This window comes from Pseudofrankia sp. EUN1h (assembly GCF_001854645.1).
In the GTDB taxonomy this organism is placed as follows: domain Bacteria; phylum Actinomycetota; class Actinomycetes; order Frankiales; family Frankiaceae; genus Pseudofrankia; species Pseudofrankia saprophytica.
On the sequence record NZ_MBLN01000104.1, the window covers coordinates 15,847 to 31,886 of the forward strand.

13 protein-coding genes and 1 pseudogene are annotated in these 16,040 nt (G+C 72.4%); 9 read left to right on the top strand and 5 right to left on the bottom strand.

The genetic code is table 11. From position 1 onward, the window contains the following. Nucleotides 1–11: 11 nt before the first annotated feature. A complete protein-coding gene (locus BCD49_RS37700; protein WP_007517632.1) occupies nt 12–941 on the bottom strand; it encodes an alpha/beta hydrolase in 930 nt (309 codons plus the stop codon). Between the two features lie 117 nt (nt 942–1,058). Between BCD49_RS37700 and BCD49_RS37705 the strand changes: the two genes are divergently transcribed. After that, nucleotides 1,059–1,511 (top strand): MarR family winged helix-turn-helix transcriptional regulator, encoded by a 453-nt coding sequence (locus BCD49_RS37705; protein WP_007517631.1) that lies wholly within the window; start codon nt 1,059–1,061, stop codon nt 1,509–1,511. Between the two features lie 44 nt (nt 1,512–1,555). Here BCD49_RS37705 and BCD49_RS42895 read toward each other — a convergent pair. Both BCD49_RS42895 and BCD49_RS37710 read right to left on the bottom strand, forming a co-directional pair. Beyond that, nucleotides 1,556–1,714: pseudogene (locus BCD49_RS42895) on the bottom strand (TolB-like translocation protein); the annotation flags it as partial. Between the two features lie 84 nt (nt 1,715–1,798). Beyond that, nucleotides 1,799–2,314, bottom strand: a complete 516-nt coding sequence (locus BCD49_RS37710) for an AMIN-like domain-containing (lipo)protein (RefSeq protein ID WP_007517627.1) — start codon at nt 2,312–2,314, stop codon at nt 1,799–1,801. Between the two features lie 366 nt (nt 2,315–2,680). Between BCD49_RS37710 and BCD49_RS37715 the strand changes: the two genes are divergently transcribed. Together BCD49_RS37715 and BCD49_RS37720 are read left to right on the top strand one after the other, a co-directional pair. Then, entirely contained in the window at nt 2,681–3,520 is an 840-nt protein-coding gene (locus BCD49_RS37715) for a MerR family transcriptional regulator (protein ID WP_007517625.1), read from the top strand. A gap of 100 nt (nt 3,521–3,620) precedes the next feature. Continuing rightward, the gene (locus BCD49_RS37720; protein WP_007517624.1) at nt 3,621–3,947 is read left to right on the top strand and encodes a VOC family protein; all 327 of its coding nucleotides are present in this window, start codon (nt 3,621–3,623) and stop codon (nt 3,945–3,947) included. 202 nt (nt 3,948–4,149) lie between these two features. Here BCD49_RS37720 and BCD49_RS37725 read toward each other — a convergent pair whose 3' ends face one another. After that, nucleotides 4,150–5,433 (bottom strand): lipase family protein, encoded by a 1,284-nt coding sequence (locus BCD49_RS37725; RefSeq protein ID WP_007517623.1) that lies wholly within the window; start codon nt 5,431–5,433, stop codon nt 4,150–4,152. A 272-nt stretch (nt 5,434–5,705) separates the two neighbouring features. Here BCD49_RS37725 and BCD49_RS37730 point away from each other — a divergent pair, with 272 nt between their 5' ends. From BCD49_RS37730 to BCD49_RS37745, 4 genes are all read left to right on the top strand, one after another. Continuing rightward, complete coding sequence (locus BCD49_RS37730) at nt 5,706–6,320, top strand: PadR family transcriptional regulator (RefSeq protein WP_007517621.1); 615 nt, start codon at nt 5,706–5,708, stop codon at nt 6,318–6,320. Further along, nucleotides 6,317–7,045, top strand: a complete 729-nt coding sequence (locus BCD49_RS37735; RefSeq protein ID WP_007517619.1) for an ABC transporter ATP-binding protein — start codon at nt 6,317–6,319, stop codon at nt 7,043–7,045. The genes BCD49_RS37730 and BCD49_RS37735 overlap by 4 nt, the downstream gene beginning before the upstream one ends. After that, on the top strand, nt 7,042–9,546 hold the full coding sequence (locus BCD49_RS37740) for an ABC transporter permease (protein ID WP_007517617.1): 2,505 nt from the start codon (nt 7,042–7,044) through the stop codon (nt 9,544–9,546). Before BCD49_RS37735 ends, BCD49_RS37740 begins: the two co-directional genes overlap by 4 nt. A gap of 337 nt (nt 9,547–9,883) precedes the next feature. After that, nucleotides 9,884–12,154, top strand: coding sequence for a putative bifunctional diguanylate cyclase/phosphodiesterase (locus tag BCD49_RS37745; protein ID WP_063630157.1), 2,271 nt, complete (start codon nt 9,884–9,886; stop codon nt 12,152–12,154). Here BCD49_RS37745 and BCD49_RS37750 read toward each other — a convergent pair. Next, a complete protein-coding gene (locus tag BCD49_RS37750; protein ID WP_051466915.1) occupies nt 12,112–13,299 on the bottom strand; it encodes a citrate synthase/methylcitrate synthase in 1,188 nt (395 codons plus the stop codon). The two genes, BCD49_RS37745 and BCD49_RS37750, sit on opposite strands and share 43 nt — an antisense overlap. A gap of 141 nt (nt 13,300–13,440) precedes the next feature. Here BCD49_RS37750 and BCD49_RS37755 point away from each other — a divergent pair, with 141 nt between their 5' ends. Together BCD49_RS37755 and BCD49_RS37760 are read left to right on the top strand one after the other, a co-directional pair. After that, nucleotides 13,441–14,805, top strand: coding sequence for a citrate synthase (locus BCD49_RS37755; protein ID WP_232794063.1), 1,365 nt, complete (start codon nt 13,441–13,443; stop codon nt 14,803–14,805). Nucleotides 14,806–14,826: 21 nt separating this feature from the next. Next, the gene (locus BCD49_RS37760) at nt 14,827–15,666 is read left to right on the top strand and encodes a class I SAM-dependent methyltransferase (protein WP_071042473.1); all 840 of its coding nucleotides are present in this window, start codon (nt 14,827–14,829) and stop codon (nt 15,664–15,666) included. Nucleotides 15,667–16,040 lie beyond the last annotated feature (374 nt).

A 16,040-nucleotide genomic window follows, 5' to 3' on the forward strand; every position in this document is an offset into this window, starting at 1 on the left:
GGGGTGGCGGGTCAGGAGACCGGCGACGTCGCCAGGTGCCGTGACAGGAAACGGCCGGCGCGGTCGAGGGCCTCGTCGGCCTCGTCCAGCGCCCCGGTGAAGTTCTGGAACACGTGGGGAACGCCCGGCCAGACCTCCAGCGTGACGTCTACGTCATGAGCACCCGCCTGACCGGCGAGGCGCACGGCGTCGTCGAGCAGGATCTCGTGTGACCCGACCTGCGCGAGCAGGGGTGGGAGCCCGGAGAGGTCGGCGAGCACCGGGCTGGCCAGCGGGTCCGAGGGGTCGTGGCCGGCGAGGTACCAGTCGGCGAGGGTTCCGAGACGCTCGCGGGTGAAAAGCGGGTCGATGCCCTGCTTGGTCCGCAGGCTCGCGCCGGCGAGGGTGAGGTCGGTCCACGGCGAGAGGACGACGGCGGCCGCTGGCTGGGGGAGCCCGGCGTCCCTGACCGCCACCAGCGCGGCGACGGCGAGGCCGCCCCCGGCCGAGTCGCCCGCCACGGCGACGCGGTCGGGACCGATTCCGGAGTCGAGCAGTTCGCGGTAGGCGGCCAGGGCGTCGTCCACGGCGGCCGGGAACGGGTGCTCTGGCGCGAGGCGGTAGTCGAGGGACACCGCCTTCGTTCCGGCTCGGCGTGCGAGCAGCACCGCGAGCCGCGCACCGGTTCGGGCCGATCCGATGGCATACCCGCCACCGTGCAGGTAGAGCAGCACCGTGCCCCCGTCGGCTCCCGCCCGGCCGTCGCGGCTGTCGGCGCCGGCGACGTCGAGCACGAGCGCGGGGCGTCCGCCGAGGGTCGAGTCGCGGGCGGTGACGTCGCCGGGCGGCGGCTGGGCCTGTCGCTGCTCGAACGCGTCGCGCTGCTGCTCGATGGAGGCGGTCTGGTCGTAGGGTGCGTTCCGCAGCAGGGCATCCACCGCGTCGCGCTGTTGCTGGCTCATGTCGGACCTCCATCCACGCTGACGACCCCCGTGGGACGATGGATTCCCGGGAATCCATCGCATGCTCGCAACCGGATTCCTGGGAACTAGATTCCAGGGAATCCAGTGAGTGGGTGGATGGCGACCGAGGTCACGCAGTTGTTCATCGATCTCGTGCGGGTGGAGACCCGGCTCTACAACGCGGTCGACGCGCGGCTCCGGGCGGCGCACGGACTCACCGCCGGGCAGTACCAGCTGATGCAGATCATCAGCGAGCGCGACACCTGCCGGGTCCTCGACCTCGTTCAGGAGACCGCCATCACCGTGGGCGCCGCGAGCAAGGCCGTCGACCGCCTGGAGGCCGCGGGCTGGTGCCGCCGCGCCGCCAACCCGGACGACCGTCGCTCGTCGCTGCTCTCGCTGACCCCGGCGGGATCAGGGCTGCTGGCCCAGGCCCGTCCGACCTTCGAGGAGGAAGTGGCGGCCCGTGTCGTCGGCGTCGTCACCGGGCCGGCTCTCCAGCAGACCGCGATCTCTCTCGCCGCGCTGCGCTTCAGCCTGGAACGGCATCAGCGCGCCGGTGAAGCCTGAACCAGCCCTCGGGCCGGTCAGGCCCGGGATGCGTGTTCTCCTTCTCAGCCGATGACCGCCGGCGCGAGGGCGGCCGCCGTCAGGCGGGCCGGGGTGCCGGTGCCGTCGGCTGGGACGGTCCACAGGTCGGCGCCGTAGCCGCCGGCGAGGGCGTAGGCGACGGTGTGGTCGTCGAGCCACACGGCCTGGTCATCGACGCTGCGAAGAACGGGCCTCCCCTCGGGGAGGCCCGTTCCAGCGCGTGAACCCGGCGGCCGGGACGATCATGCAGGCGGCCGGCGGCGGATCTACCTGGTCGGAATCGACACGGTCACGCAGCCTTCCATACGGTCGACGGCCGGGTGTACGGGCGGCGCGGGCGCGGGTTCACGCAGCCCGATGAAGTAGGTGACCACGCCCTCGAAGTCGCCTCCGAGGCGGACCTGGACGACGTTGGTGGTCGCCGGGACGGGGAACAGGTCACGCGGGGCCGTCGGCCCGCCGCGCTCGTCGTGGGCCGCGGCACCCCGGAGCACCACCTGGACGAACGACTGGCCTCGCACGGCGACGGGAAGGCCAGAGCCGTCCTGGATCAGCGCGGACCGCGGCACATACCGGGCCGTGACGTCCATGGGAGCGGCCGGTTGGAAACCGAACCGGATCAGGTCCGCGTGGGCGCTGGCCGCGTGGACGGTATGGATGCTCGTCAGTACTGGCACGACGGGCGTCGCTGGCGGTCCGCCGGCTCGCGCCGGAACCGTCAGGACGGCCAGGCCCAGAGTGAGAAAGAACAGCGCACTCGCTGCCGTGCACGACCTCTTCATGATTCGCCACCAATTTCCTTTCAGGTCCGGATGTTCCTGCCCGGGCCGTCGCGAGAAAGCCGTGGTGGAAACCGGGCGAGGCGGCGGAGAGCATCCGCCGGCCCGCTGACCAGAAGCCGGAATGAGCGTGTCGCGTGATTGACGTCGGTATGGGTGGCCCACCTCCGTTCGCCGCGCCCAGCATGCGCGACCCCGGAGCCCGCCGCCAGTCGTCCCCATGGCCGTCCACCGCCGGTGGTGGCGACCAGCGGGGCGGGTGCGGCCGGCCGACACCGAAGGGCCGCCACCGGGCCCGACGCCCGCCCTCGAGGATCGCAGCCCGGACGGTATTGACTCTCCCGTTGCCGGAGGGTCGAAGCTCAACCCATGTTCGAACCGGACCCCGTCGTGTCGATCGGTGAGTTCTCCCGCCTCACCTACCTGAGCGTCAAGACGCTGCGGCACTACCACGACGTCGGCCTGCTGGAGCCGGCCTCGATCGACCCGTCGACCGGCTATCGGCGCTACTCGCTGGACCAGGTCTCGCGGGCGCATCTGATCCGCCGGCTGCGGGACCTGGACATGCCGGTGCCGGAGGTGCGCGCGGTCCTGCGGGCGCCCGACGACGGGGCGCGCGACGCGACCATCCGGTCCCACCTGGAGCGGATGGAGGCGGAGCTCGCCAGAACGCGGGGCGTCGTTGCCTCGCTGCGCGAGCTGCTCTCACCCGTACCGGCCGCGCCGCTGGCCGTGACGTTCCTGGACGTGGCGGCGCAGCCGGTCTTCGCCGTACGGGCGACCGTAGCGGCGGCCGACGCGGGTGACTGGTACGCGGACGCACGGCTGCTGCTGGACTCCGCGCTCGCCCACGTCGACGTGCGCGCGGCCGGGCCGCACGGGGCGACCTGGTCCCACGAGTACTTCGAGGACGAGCGCGGCGAGGTCGTGGCGTTCGTGCCGGTCCCGCCCGGCGCCTCGCCTCGCCCGCGGGATGCCGCCGCGGGCGTCGAGGGCGTCGAACTGGCCGGCGGACGGTTCGCCGTCGCCGAGCACATCGGCGGGTTCGACGACTTCGACCGCACGTACGGCGCGCTCGGCAGCCATGTCGTCCGCCACGCGGCCGGCCTCTCGGACGCGATCCGTGAGGTCTACCGCGTCGGGCCGGGCGGCGACGACCCGTCCGCCGCTCGTACCGACGTCTACTGGCCCGTCCAGGCCGCCGCCTGAGAACCGACCCATCCGATCCGACCGACCCATCCGATCCGACCGACCCATCCGACCGACCCGATCTGACCGACTCGACCAACCCGACCGAAAGGGACCTCCGATGTCTCTCGCCATTGCCAACGTGGTCGTCGACAGCACCGACACGCTCGCGCTCGCGCGGTTCTGGTCCGACCTGCTCGGCGCGCCGATCGCCGACGGCGCCACCGCCGACTGGGCGACCGTCACGAGCACGCCGCCGTTCTCCTTCGCGCTCGTCCCGGACAGGAACCCCGGCAAGAACGTGCTGCACGTCGACCTGGCGTCCGCGGACGCCGCGGCCGAGGTCGACCGGGCGGTCGGCCTCGGCGCGAAGCGGGTCGCCGACCACGATGGCTGGACGACCCTGGCCGACCCGGAAGGCAACCTGTTCGACATCGCCGGCCTCTGAACCGCCGGCTGCTGACCTTCCCCTCCGGGACACGCTCCCAGCGCATGATCGTATGGACCAGCTCCTGGGGCAGCCCGTGCCTGTCGGCGAACGTTCCCCGCCATCCCGCGCGGCGTGTAGTCGACCGCGTGGCTGACCACGAGGCGACGCGTCCGCATCGATGGCGCGGCGTGCGACGCGCGTCGCACGCCGCGCGGGCGCTTCACCGCTGGGTGAGGTCGCGCAGGAGCCGCAGTGAACCGAGGGCGGAGACCGGGAGCCGGGCCGTGACCGGCCAGGCCTTCGGTAGCGGGAGGTGCCGCATCGACGGCAGTGGAATCGACGGCAGTGGAACAGGCAGAGGAACACGGCACCGCGGAAGATCGGAGATCTTCTCCGTCCGGTCGTCGCCGTACTCGCTGCGGTGGTTRGCGCAGGCCTCGATGTAGTTCTGCGGGAAGTGATCGGAGATCGTGTAGGGCAACAGCCCGCTGAAGATCGGGATCTGCTCCAGGGGAAACGCGAGGAAGGCCCCACCGAAGCCAAGAATGCTGGGCATCTGGCGGATCGGCCGAGTGCTCGCCGTCCACTGCCCGTCGTAGCGGTACTCGGCGCCGAAGTGGGTGAAGGGGCCGAGGTCGGCGGCCGGTACCCGGGGCACCGGGTCCTGCCGGTAGATGTAGCGAAACACCGGCGCCCGGTACGCCCGCGGCACGGTCGCGTAGCCCTCGTCGATCCCGGCCGGGCCGACCATGGGCTGACCGAAGGTGTAGACGGCCCGCAGCGCCGTACCGAGCTCGTCCTGGTACGCGGGGTCGGTCATGAGCATCAGGCCCATGATCGCTGCCATGGCTCCACCGAGGCTGTGGCCCGTGACGTAGAGCGCCGGTCTTTCGCGGTCGGCGAGCCGCGCGGGCGCGGGTGAAGGCTTGCCGGCGTCCTCCAGGGGCCGCCTCGCCATCGCGAACTGAAGGGTCCGCAGGACCTCGGACCTGGTCGACCGCAGATTCCGGTAGAAGCCGGCGTGCACGGGGTAGGCGCTGCGACCGCCGAGATCGACCAGGCTTGGCTCGCGCGAGTGGATCTCCATGTCCGTAAGCCAGTTCATCAGGCTGGACGGGTCGGTGCCGCGGTATACGAGAATGACGACGTCTCGGTTCTCGCTCTGCACGACGAAAACCGTCGAGCGTATGAGCATGGCGTCGTTTCGCTCGGTGATGATGCGGCACCTGTTGCGGGGCAGGCCCATCCGCACCAGCATGGCGGACAGTGCGTTGATACCCCGCGGCTCGTCAGGGTCGCGCTGGGTGGACTCGACCTCCCCGTACGCGTACCCGGAACAGACCGCCAGAACGTGGCGGACCACGTCATCCGGCTGGTCGTCACGCGCGAGCCCGGCCAGGCGTCGTTCCAGACCTCGATACACCGGGAAATTCTTGCTCTTCACGTCGCGCTTATAAGGTCGAATATCGTCGTAACCCAGAACCTGGGCGTTACTAATCAGCATTTTTCGGCCCTCGAGCTCTGTCCTCGTTTTCCGCGGCCCAGCTTGTCGGCCCCAGTCTCGCGGGCCGTTGCGCGATACGCCGGACGTCGACCGGGCCACGTCCTCGGTGTCGGCTACCCGGTGTCGGCCGGCTGGCTCGCGCGTGAGCGACCGCGGTGCCTGTTGGCCGCCCCGGGCTCATCGGTCAAGGCGCCGGTCCGGGTTCCGGGGGTTGCGGGCAGCGCCTGTATACCGGGTATGCTACTGGGTATACCTCGAAAGGATGGGTGCCCATGAGCGTGCGACATGCCCTGCTGGCCCTGCTGAGCGAGGGGCCGAAGTACGGGCTCCAGCTGCGCCAGGAGTTCGAGGCGCGCACCGGTGAGGTCTGGCCGCTCAACGTCGGCCAGGTTTACACGACCGTCGCCCGGCTGGAACGGGACGGACTGGTCGCCTCCGACGACAGCGAGGACCCGGGGCCGCAGCGGGCCTACCGGATCACGCCGGAGGGGGGCGAGGAACTGGCCGCCTGGCTGCGGACACCGCCGGCGGCAGAGGCTCCGCCCCGGGACGAGCTGGTCATCAAGATCCTGGTGGCGGCACGGCTGCCTGGCGTCGACGTCGCCCAGATCATCCAGGCGCACCGGCGCCACCTGGTCGAGACGATGAGCAGGTTCACCCGGCTGAAGCAGGACGCCACCGAGGACGACCTCGGCCTGCTCCTGGTCGCGGACGCCGAGATCTTCCGGCTGGAGGCGTTCGTGCGGTGGCTGGACGCCGCGGACGCGCGCCTGCGTCACCATGCGCCGGTGGCCGTTTTCCCGGCGGTCCCTTCGACGGCCGAGGGCCCCACCGCCGCGGCGGGGGCGCCGGCACGGCGCGGCTCGGGCGCGAGGGCGGCCCGATGACGACCACCATCCTCGAACTGCGCGGCGTGACGAAGGTATACGGCTCGGGTGCGACCGAGGTGCACGCGCTGACCGACGTCGACCTGACCGTCCGGGCCGGCGAGATGGTCGCCGTGATGGGGCCGAGCGGCTCGGGCAAGTCCACCCTGCTCACGATCGCGGGCAGCCTGGAGCAGCCGACCAGCGGAGAAGTCCTGGTCGAGGGCACCTCGTTCGCCGGCATGTCGGCGGGCGACCGGGCCCGGATGCGCCGCCGGTACATCGGCTACGTCTTCCAGGACTACAACCTGCTTCCCGGCCTGACCGCGGCCGAGAACATCGCGCTACCGCTGGAACTGGACGGGACGCGGGCCAGGAAGGCGGCCGCGGCCGCGCGCCGCGCCCTGGACGACGTGGGCCTCGCCGACCGGGCGCGCAGCTTTCCCGACGAGCTGTCCGGCGGGCAGCGCCAGCGGGTCGCGATCGCCCGCGCGCTCGTCGGCGAGCGCCGGTTGCTGCTGGCCGACGAGCCAAGCGGCGCGCTGGACACCCAGACCGGCGAGGTGGTCATGCGGCTGCTGCGCGGGGCGTGCAAGGCCGGGGCCGCCACGGTGATGGCCACCCATGACGCCCAGCTCGCGGCCTGGGCTGACCGGGTCGTGTTCGTTCGCGACGGCATGATGGTGGACGAGTCCGGCCCGGCGGCCGGCCCGGAGTCGCTGCTCGCCGCGGACGCGCCCCGATGAGCGTGCAGGCGCCACCGCGCCCGCCCGCTCCGACACCCGCTCCCGGTCCCGGGCCGGCCCCGGATGGCCAGGACCGACGCGGCCCGGCCGAGGGCGGGCTGCCGGCCCGGCGGGCGATGGTGCGGTGGGCGTGGCGGATGCTGCGCCGCGAGTGGCGCTCCCAGGTGCTGGTGACGCTCCTGCTCCTGCTGGTCGTGACGGTCGCTGTGGTCGGCGGCACCGCCCTGTACAACGCCCCGCCGCCGTCCGACCCGGTCATGGGCCGGGCCGACACCATCTACATGCTGAGCCCGCGGGACAACACCCAGGCGCTCGCCGCGGACCTCGCGACCCTGCGCGCCCGGTTCGAGGTGATCGACGTCGTCGGTCACACTCCACGGCCGGCCCCGGGCCTCGCGCTCCCGGTCGACTATCGCGCGCAGTCGCCGCACGGGACGTACACCGCCGGGATCCTCGGCCTCGTCCGTGGCCGTTACCCGTCCGGGCCCGGCGAGGCCGCTGTGACCACGGGGATGGCCGAACTGCTCGACCTGCGTCTMGGCGGCAGCGTCGGGCTGGACGGGCACCCGCGGGCCATCGTCGGCATCGTCGAGAACCCCAGCGACCTGAAGGACGACTTCGTCCTGGTGGCGCCTTCGACGGGCCCGCCGCCGAAGTCGGTGTCGGTGTTCGTCGGGGCCGACGTGCGCCACACCGACGACCAGAGCCTGAAGACGCTCTCGCAGCGCATGGGCCATGGGCCGGACCGCCAACGTGTCGTGATCGTCACGCTCATCCTGGCCGGGGCGACGATCCTGCTGCTCCTGGTCGCGTTCGTGGCCGCCGCCGGGTTCGCCGCCCTGGCCCACCGTCGGCTGCGCCAGCTTGGCATGCTCGCCGCCGTCGGCGCCACGGGCCGCCACATCCGACTGATGATGATCGCCACCGGTCTGTTGGTCGGCCTGGCCGGGGCTGTCGGCGGCACCGTCGTCGGACTCGCCCTCTGGCCGGCGGCGACGGGCTGGCTGACGTCGGCCAGCGGGCACCGGGTGGACCGGCTCAACATCCCGTGGCTCCTGGTCGGCGCCGTCGTGGCACTGGCGGTGGGGATGTCGGCCGTGGCGGCGTGGTGGCCGGCCCGGACGGTGTCCAGGCTCCCGGTCACTCTCGCGCTCGCGGGTCGCCCGCCCGTGCCGCGGTCCAGCCGGCGGCCGGCGGCGCTCGCCGTGGTCCTGCTCGCCGTCGGGCTCGGCTGCCTCGCCGCGGGGGAGAAGGACAGCCCGGCGCTGACGGTCGGGGGCACGCTGGCCACCGCGCTGGCGATCCCGTTCGCGGGGCCGTTCGCGATCATGCTGCTCGGGCGGCTCGGCGCCCGCGCCCCAATCGCGGTGCGGCTGGCGCTGCGCGACCTGGCCCGCCACCAGGCGCGGGCCGGGGCGGCCCTCGCCGCGATCAGCCTGGCGCTCGGCGTCCCCGTGGCCGTCGTCGTCGTCGCGACGGACATCCAGGCGACCCCGACGAGCGGGAACCTGAGCGATCGTCAGCTGATCGTCCGCATGGCCCAGCCCGGCGTCCCGGCCCAGGTCATCCCCATCCGGACGGAGTCACAGCTGCGCGACCTGTCGGCGGCGGTCGACCGGATGACGACCGGGCTGCCCGGCCCGACCGTGCTCCCGCTGGACATGGCGTACGACCCGGCCGCGCCAACCGAGGTCGAGCCCGAGGGCGGAGAGCCCGCCCGGCACGCCCAGGAGCTCGAGCTCCCGATGCACGGGCACATGTACGAGGCCGTGTCGGTCTATGTCGCCACGCCGGAGCTGCTGCGGCTGCTCGGCGCCGACCCGGCCGGGATCCCCGCGTCCACCGAGGTGGTCACCAGCCGCGACGGTTCTCTGCGCCGGTTCAGCGCCGACCGTACCGAGGTGGAGCCGTCCACCACCCGGATCCGGGGCAGCGGCTACTCCTCCCTGCCGGACACGCTGTTCACCGCCGGCACGGTGCGTCGCTGGGGGCTCACGCCCGTGCGCGCCGGATGGCTGGTCGAGTCCGCGCAGCCGATCACCACGGCGCAGCTGGCCGCGGCCCGCAGCCTCGCCGCCGAGGCCGGGCTGACCGTCGAGGCCCGCGACGGGCAGGGATCCGTCGGGACGGTCCGGGCCGGCGCCACGGCCGGTGGGCTGCTCGTCGCGCTCGCCGTGCTGGCGATGGCCGTCGGCCTGATCCGGGGCGAGGGTGCCGCCGACCTGCGGACCCTGACGGCGACGGGCGCGACCGCCCGGGTCCGGCGCACCATCACGGCGGCGACGGCGGCCGGCCTCGCCCTGCTCGGGGTGCTGCTGGGAACGGCCGGCGCGGGGCTCGGCCTGCTGGCGGTGTACCGGCACGACCTCGGGGTGTTCGGCCGCATACCGGCGATCTACCCGCTGCTGTTCCTCGTCGGAGTGCCGCTGGCCGCCGCGGTCGGCGGCTGGCTCATCGCTGGGAGGGAGCCGGCGAACATCGCGCGCCGCCGCGGGGACTGACAGCGCCTGGGCAGGACAGCGGGCCGGGCGTTCAGCCGGCCCGAACTCCGTCGGCTGAACGCCCGTGCTGGTCACGCTGGTTGGCCCGATTTCAGCGGTCCCTGTATGGGCAGACTCGGCGTGGGTCGGCTGTGCCCGCGAGGTGAGTTCTCCGGCGCAGCCGGCGGACAGGGGTTTGCTGTATGCGCAGGCGAAGTACGTTATGAAGACCGGCGGTTGGTCGGCGACGCGCCACGTCGCGTTGGCTGGCCTGGTTTATCTCGTTCTCGTGGCTTTGTGCGCGATTCTTCTTCCGTCACATGCGGGTGCCGTGGTCGCTGGTTCCGCGGCCGCTGTCGTGAGCCTGGCGACGGTGGGCTGTCTGGCCTGGACGGCCCGGCGCGCCCAGGGGGCTGACCGGCGGTGGCGACTGCTCATCGAACTGACGCTGGTCCCCTTGGTCTTCGCGCTGGCCTGGCACATCAGCTGGCAGGTTGAGCACGGATCGGCCCACGCGACCCGCCTGCCCAGGTCGGCCGAGGCTTTCCTGCTGATCGTTGCGCTGGCGCTGGCCGGCGTGTTGACTTTCCCTACCGATCCACTCGATGCCGCGGATCGTCGCGTCGGTGAGGGCCGGGCGGGGCGCCGGTGGTATGCGATCACGGTGCTCGACAGCGTGGTGGCCGTCGGTTCCGTCGTGCTCGTCGTGTGGCCGACCCTGTTGGCGCCGTTGGTCCAGGCGCGGCATCTTGACAGCGGCGCCTTGGTGAACTCGGTGGGATCGGTCGTCGGTTTCCTGCTCCTGGTGGCGGGTGTCCTGCTCCTGGCGACGTTCCGACGGCCTCGGTCGGGGCTCGCGCTGGCGCTGCTGGGCGCGGGTCTCGGCGCGATGATGCTGTACTCGGCCATCAACCTGATCTTGACCGTCCAGGGTAGTAGCAGCATTTCACCGACCATGGACGTCCTCGCTGTCGCCAGCTGGTTGCTGATCCTGCTGGCCTGTCTGGTTCCGGTGCCGAGCTCGGCCGCGTCCGTCCGCCGCCGCGATCCGCGGATCCTGTGGCTGCAGGCCGCGCTGCCCTACCTGGCGCTGGGCGTCGTCGGCGGGCTCGCGATCGGCGAGCTGATCGCCGACGGCGCCGTCGGCCGCGTCGAGACCTATGGTCTGCTCGGCCTGCTGTTCGTGGTTGTGATCAGGCAGATGGCGATGCTGGGCGAGAACACCCGGCTGCTCGTGTCGGTCCGGGCGAGCCAGCAGGAGCTGCATCACCAGGCGTTCCACGACCCGCTCACCGGCCTGGCGAACCGGGCGCTGTTCGCCGACAGGATGGAGCAGGCGCTCGCGTTCCGGGACGGCCGGCCGTTCGCGCTCGTGTTCTGCGATCTCGACGACTTCAAAAGGGTCAACGACACGCTCGGCCATGACATCGGCGACGAGCTGCTCCGGATCACCGCGGCCCGGCTCCGCAGCGCCGTCCGGTCCGAGGACACGGTCGCCCGGCTCGGCGGGGACGAGTTCGCGCTGCTCGTCGAGGGCGGCCATGACGACCCGGAGACGGTGGGCACACGGCTGGCCGCGACGATCCGCGCGCCGTGCCTGCTGGCGGGCCGCTCCCGGCCGGTCGGTGCCAGCCTCGGCCTGGTCATGGCCGACCCGGCCCGGCACCCGGTGGCCGACTCCCTGCTGAGGGACGCGGACCTGGCGATGTACGCGGCGAAGCGCCAGGGCAAGGGCGGGCTGGTCGTCTACCGGCCGGACCTGTCCACGCCCGAGTCGGCCCCGCAGATCCGCGCCCATCTCGATCAGGCGCTGCGCGGCGACGATCCCGACAGCGTCCTCGGAGTCCACTACCTGCCGGTGGTCGATCTGCGCTCCTCGCGGACGGTCGGTCTCGACGCCGCGCCGTGCTGGAGCCGGCCGCGGACGGGGCAGTTCTCGTCCGAGTCGCTCTACCGGCTCGCGGACGAGGCCGGGCTGAGCCTGCCCCTGCTCGACGTCGTCCTTCGCCAGACCTGCCGAGACCTGGCGGCGCGCGGCGCTCGCCCCGCCGACGCGCCCGCCTTCGTCACCGTCCCGATGAACCGCGACCTGGAGCAGACACCTGTCGCCGGCATCGTGGACCTCCTCGTCGACCACGACCTGCCCCCGCGAGCGATCATCCTCACGCTCACTGGCACCTGTGGCCAGCCGGACCTGACCGCCGCGGGCCCCATCCTGCGACGCCTCGCCGCCCGCGGCGTCCGTCTCGCCCTCGACGGGGTCGGCGGCGAGGCGAGCATCTTCGCGGCCTGGCAAGCCCTGCCCATTGAGATCATCAGGCTTGACCGGAGTCTCACCCGCGCCGGCGACGCGTCGGCTCGGGAGCGTACCGCTCTGGTCCGGGATGCCATCCTCGCCGCCGCGGCCCGGCTCGACCTCATCGTGATCGCCACCCACCTCGGCGAGCCGGCCCAGGCCCGCGAGCTCGCCGCAGCCGGCTGCCACCTTGGCACGGGCCCCCTCTACGGCCCGCCGCACCCGATGAACGAGGTACCCGCGGCCGTCGACCTCGGCGAGGCCGCCGGCGCGCGAACGCGCGACTGGCGTCAGCCGGTGGGTATTGGCCGCGGTGGCGGCGGCCCGATGTAGCGGGCCGCGGGGCGGATAATCTTGCTGTCCATCGCCTGCTCCAGGATGTTCGCGCTCCAGCCGACGGTGCGTGCCGCGGCGAAGGTCGGCGTGAACATCTCCCGCGGCAGCCCGCACAGCTCCATGACGACGCCGGCGTAGAACTCGACATTGGTGTGCAGCTCGCGGCCGGGTTTCAGCTCGGCAAGGATCGCCACGACCTGCTTCTCCGTCGTGACCGCGAGGTCGACCAGCGCGCCGCCCATGCTCTCGGCGATCTCCCGCAGCATCCGGGAGCGGGGGTCCTCCGTCCGGTACACGGCGTGCCCGAACCCCATGATCCGATCGCCGGCGAGGACGCGCTCGCGGATCCAGCCGTCGATGCGGTCGGGAGTGCCGATCGCGTCCAGGGTGTCCAGCGCCCGGCTCGGCGCGCCGCCGTGCAGCGGGCCGGACAGCGCCCCCAGCCCGCCCACCAGGCAGGCCACCAGGTCGGCGCCGGTCGACGCGATCACTCGGGCCGTGAAGGTCGACGCGTTGAACCCGTGGTCGATCGTGGCGATGAGGTACTGCTCGACGGCGCGGGCCCGGTCGTCGGTCGGTTCGACGCCGGTCAGCATGTAGAGGTAGTTGGCCGCGTATGGCAGATCGTCCCTCGGCTCGACGGGTTCCAGCCCGTGCCGCAGGCGGTGGAGCGCGGTGAGCAGGGTGGGGACGAGCGCCGTCGCGAAGAGCGCGTCGTCGAGCCGTTCGTCGGGGGTCAGGTCATAGAGCGGGCGGATGCCACGGGCCCCGGCGGCGGCGGACAACGCCGCGCCGAGAGAGGCGAGCGGCCTCGCGTCCTTCCCGGACTCCGCCAGGACGGGAAGCAGCTCTCGGAGTGGGCCGGGAAGGTGGCGAAGGGGCGCCGTCCTGGCCTGGAAATCGGCGCGCGCGACCGCGTCGGGCAGCCGCCCGAAGAACAGCAGATGCCACACGTCCTCGAACGTCCGCTTCCGCGCCAGTTCCACGGCCGAGTACTCGCGGTAGTGGTAGAAGCCCTCGCGCCCGCGCACGTCGCCGAGCTCGGTATCGGTGACGACGACTCCGCTGAGGCCCCGGGGCACCGTGACCGTCGACGACTCCCGCACGGCGGTCGAGCCGCCCGGTTCTGTGGTGATCGACATCATTATCTCCTCCGATCGTCACTCTGCGATCATTGATAAATGTTGTCAACGTTGATTACAGTCAACGTGACTTGGGAGACAGGTCGAGGTGGGGAGTCCTCAAGGGGAGGAGTCCTCACAGTGGCTCGAAGGGGAGTCGGAGTGGCGGACGATCGTCCCCGCGCGCGGGACGGCCTGGCGCTCGCCGTCGGCGAGGGCGGCGGCCAGGAGCGCGACCAGAAGCGTGACCAGGAGACTGGCCAGGAGAGATTGACGACCCAGCAGGTCGCCGACCTCCTCGGGGTGAAGACGCAGACGGTGTACGCCTACGCGAGCCGAGGCCTGCTGACCAGCGAGCCGGCTCCGGACGGCCGCGGCAGCACCTTCGACGCCAGCCAGGTCGAGGCTTTGGCCGGCCGGCGCCCGCGGGGCCGGGCGCGGGCCGCCGACCCGGCCGAGGAACAGTTGACGGCGCACACCGGGATCACGCTGAGTGAGCGCGGCCGGCTGTTCTACCGCGGGCGCGACGCCGTCGAACTGTCCACACGGCAGGGTTTCGAAGCGGTCGTCGGCTGGCTGTGGGACCTCGGTGAGGACCTCGGCGACGGCCGTGGCACGAGTCCCGGTGACCCACGCCCCGTCGATCTGCGCGCGTCGGACGAGGTGGTGTCCGCCGTGAGGCGTAACGGCGCGACGCTGCCGGCGCACGTCCGGCTGAATGATCGGCTGCGGGTGGCCGTCGCGGTCGCCGCCTCCGCCGACCCGCTGCGGTTCGACCTCCGCCGGGAGAACGTGCTCGCGAGAGGCGCCGCGGTGATCTCGGTGATGGTGGAGTCGTTGCCGCTGGCAGGCACCCGCCGAGCCACCGAGCCGCCGGGCGTCTCGCTCGCCGAGCGGCTCTGGCCCAGGCTCGCGCCCGGACCCGGCCCCGGCGGCGCGGACGCCGTTGCCTGCCTGGACCGGGCGCTCGTGCTGCTCGCCGACCACGGCCTGGCCGCCTCGACGATGGCCGCGCGGGTCGCGGCCTCGGCCCGGGCGAACCCCTACGCGGTGGTGTCCGCCGGCCTCGGCGCGCTCGACGGCCCGCTGCACGGCGCCGCCAGCGGGCTCGCCCACCGGATGCTGACGGATGTGCTGGCCAGCGGAAACGCCATCGGGGTCGTCTCCGACCACCTGCGGTCCGGGCTGCCGATCCCCGGCCTGGGCGCCCGTCAGTATCCGGGGGGCGATCCGCGGGCCCGGGCGCTGCTGGAGTCGGCGCGTCGCCTCCCGGGCGCCGACGAGATCTTGTCCGCCGTGGACGCGGTGGTGCGGGCCGCGGCCGGGAGCGGCGAGGCGCACGCCAACATCGACCTCGCCCTGGCCGCGTTCACCCTGCTCGCCGGAATGCCCACGGAGGCCGGGGAAGTGATCTTCGCCGTCGCCCGCACCGCCGGCTGGATCGCGCATGCCCTGGAGGAGTACCGGGAGCCGGCGCTGCGCCTGCGCCCCCGCGGCGTCTACACGGGCCCCCGCCCGGCACTCTGATGCTCACAGTAGAACTGGAGAATGGAGGAAGGCACGAACGGCCAGCGGCTCCGATATGCCGACGGTGTTCTCGGTGGTCCGGACGAGGCGGAAYGCGTCCGGCTCGCCGCGATGGCCGAGGTCTGTGACCCGACGACGATTCGCGTCTTCGGCGATCTTGGCGTCGACGCCGGCTGGCGGTGCCTGGAAGTGGGCGCTGGCGGCGGGTCGATCGCGGTCTGGCTGGCAGGACGTGTCGCCGCCGCCGGCCACGTCGTCGCGACCGACGTGGACATCCGCTATCTGGCCGAGCTCGCCGCCCCGAACCTGACCGTCCTGCGCCATGACGTGACCCGGGACCCCGCACCCGACGGCGGGCCGTTCGACCTCATCCACGCCCGGTTCGTCCTGGAGCATCTTCCCGAACGGGAGGACGTCCTCGACCGGCTCCTGACCTGGCTGAGGCCCGGCGGCACGATCGTGCTCGAGTCGATCGCCCGGTTCCCCGTCGACTCCGCACCACACGCGCCGTTCCGTGACGCCATGCTCGGCATCGACCAGGCACTCGCGAAGACCATTGGCACGGATTCCGGCTGGGCACGTGGCTTCCCCGGTCCACTGGTGGCCCGGGGCCTCGCCGACGTAGGGATGACCGTCCAGCTACCGACCACCGGCGGCGCCAACGCGTCCGCGCGGTGCTGGACCCTGACGTTGAGCCGCCTGCGTCCGCATATCCGCCGTCTTGAGCTCGCCTCGGATGCCACGCTGGACGAGGCGCTTGACCAGCTCGCCGATCCATCCTTCTTCGACGTCGCCTTCGCGACCGCCATCGCCTGGGGCCGGGTGCCGGTTTCCGGCTACGGAACCAGTTCGCAGGCGTGACGGCGGTAGAGCCCCGTCCGGAGAGATGGTGATCGCTGGTGGTGCATGGGACCGGGCGTCCGCCTGACCGCCGGGAGCGGCTCCGAAAGATCCACGAAATGCCTCGACCCGCGCTACCCACCAACCCCGACAATCGAGAATGCTGTCGGATTCTGCGGCCACTGGCATAGGTGTACCGCGTATCGAAGGTTGCCAGTGCCGCGTCCGGGACTGTTTCACGGGACACTCCCCGCGTCCGGCGACATTCGTCCCGGCAACCCCGCCCCTGGCGGCGATTGATCGCTACCCGGCTCATAGGTGCGTGCCGCCAGGTCGCCCACCTGGTTGAGCGTGTAGGCGAGGTTTTGGGCGGTGGTGAGGGTTTGGGGGTGGTC

Bases quoted from the DNA above. Each gene is read 5' to 3' on its own strand.
- BCD49_RS37700 (WP_007517632.1), bottom strand. From the start codon at position 941: ATGAGCCAGCAACAGCGCGACGCGGTGGATGCCCTGCTGCGGAACGCA.
- BCD49_RS37735 (WP_007517619.1), top strand. From the start codon at position 6,317: ATGACGACCACCATCCTCGAACTGCGCGGCGTGACGAAGGTATACGGC.
- BCD49_RS37730 (WP_007517621.1), top strand. From the start codon at position 5,706: ATGAGCGTGCGACATGCCCTGCTGGCCCTGCTGAGCGAGGGGCCGAAG.
- BCD49_RS37715 (WP_007517625.1), top strand. From the start codon at position 2,681: ATGTTCGAACCGGACCCCGTCGTGTCGATCGGTGAGTTCTCCCGCCTC.
- BCD49_RS37720 (WP_007517624.1), top strand. From the start codon at position 3,621: ATGTCTCTCGCCATTGCCAACGTGGTCGTCGACAGCACCGACACGCTC.
- BCD49_RS37710 (WP_007517627.1), bottom strand. From the start codon at position 2,314: ATGAAGAGGTCGTGCACGGCAGCGAGTGCGCTGTTCTTTCTCACTCTG.
- BCD49_RS37705 (WP_007517631.1), top strand. From the start codon at position 1,059: ATGGCGACCGAGGTCACGCAGTTGTTCATCGATCTCGTGCGGGTGGAG.
- BCD49_RS37750 (WP_051466915.1), bottom strand. From the start codon at position 13,299: ATGTCGATCACCACAGAACCGGGCGGCTCGACCGCCGTGCGGGAGTCG.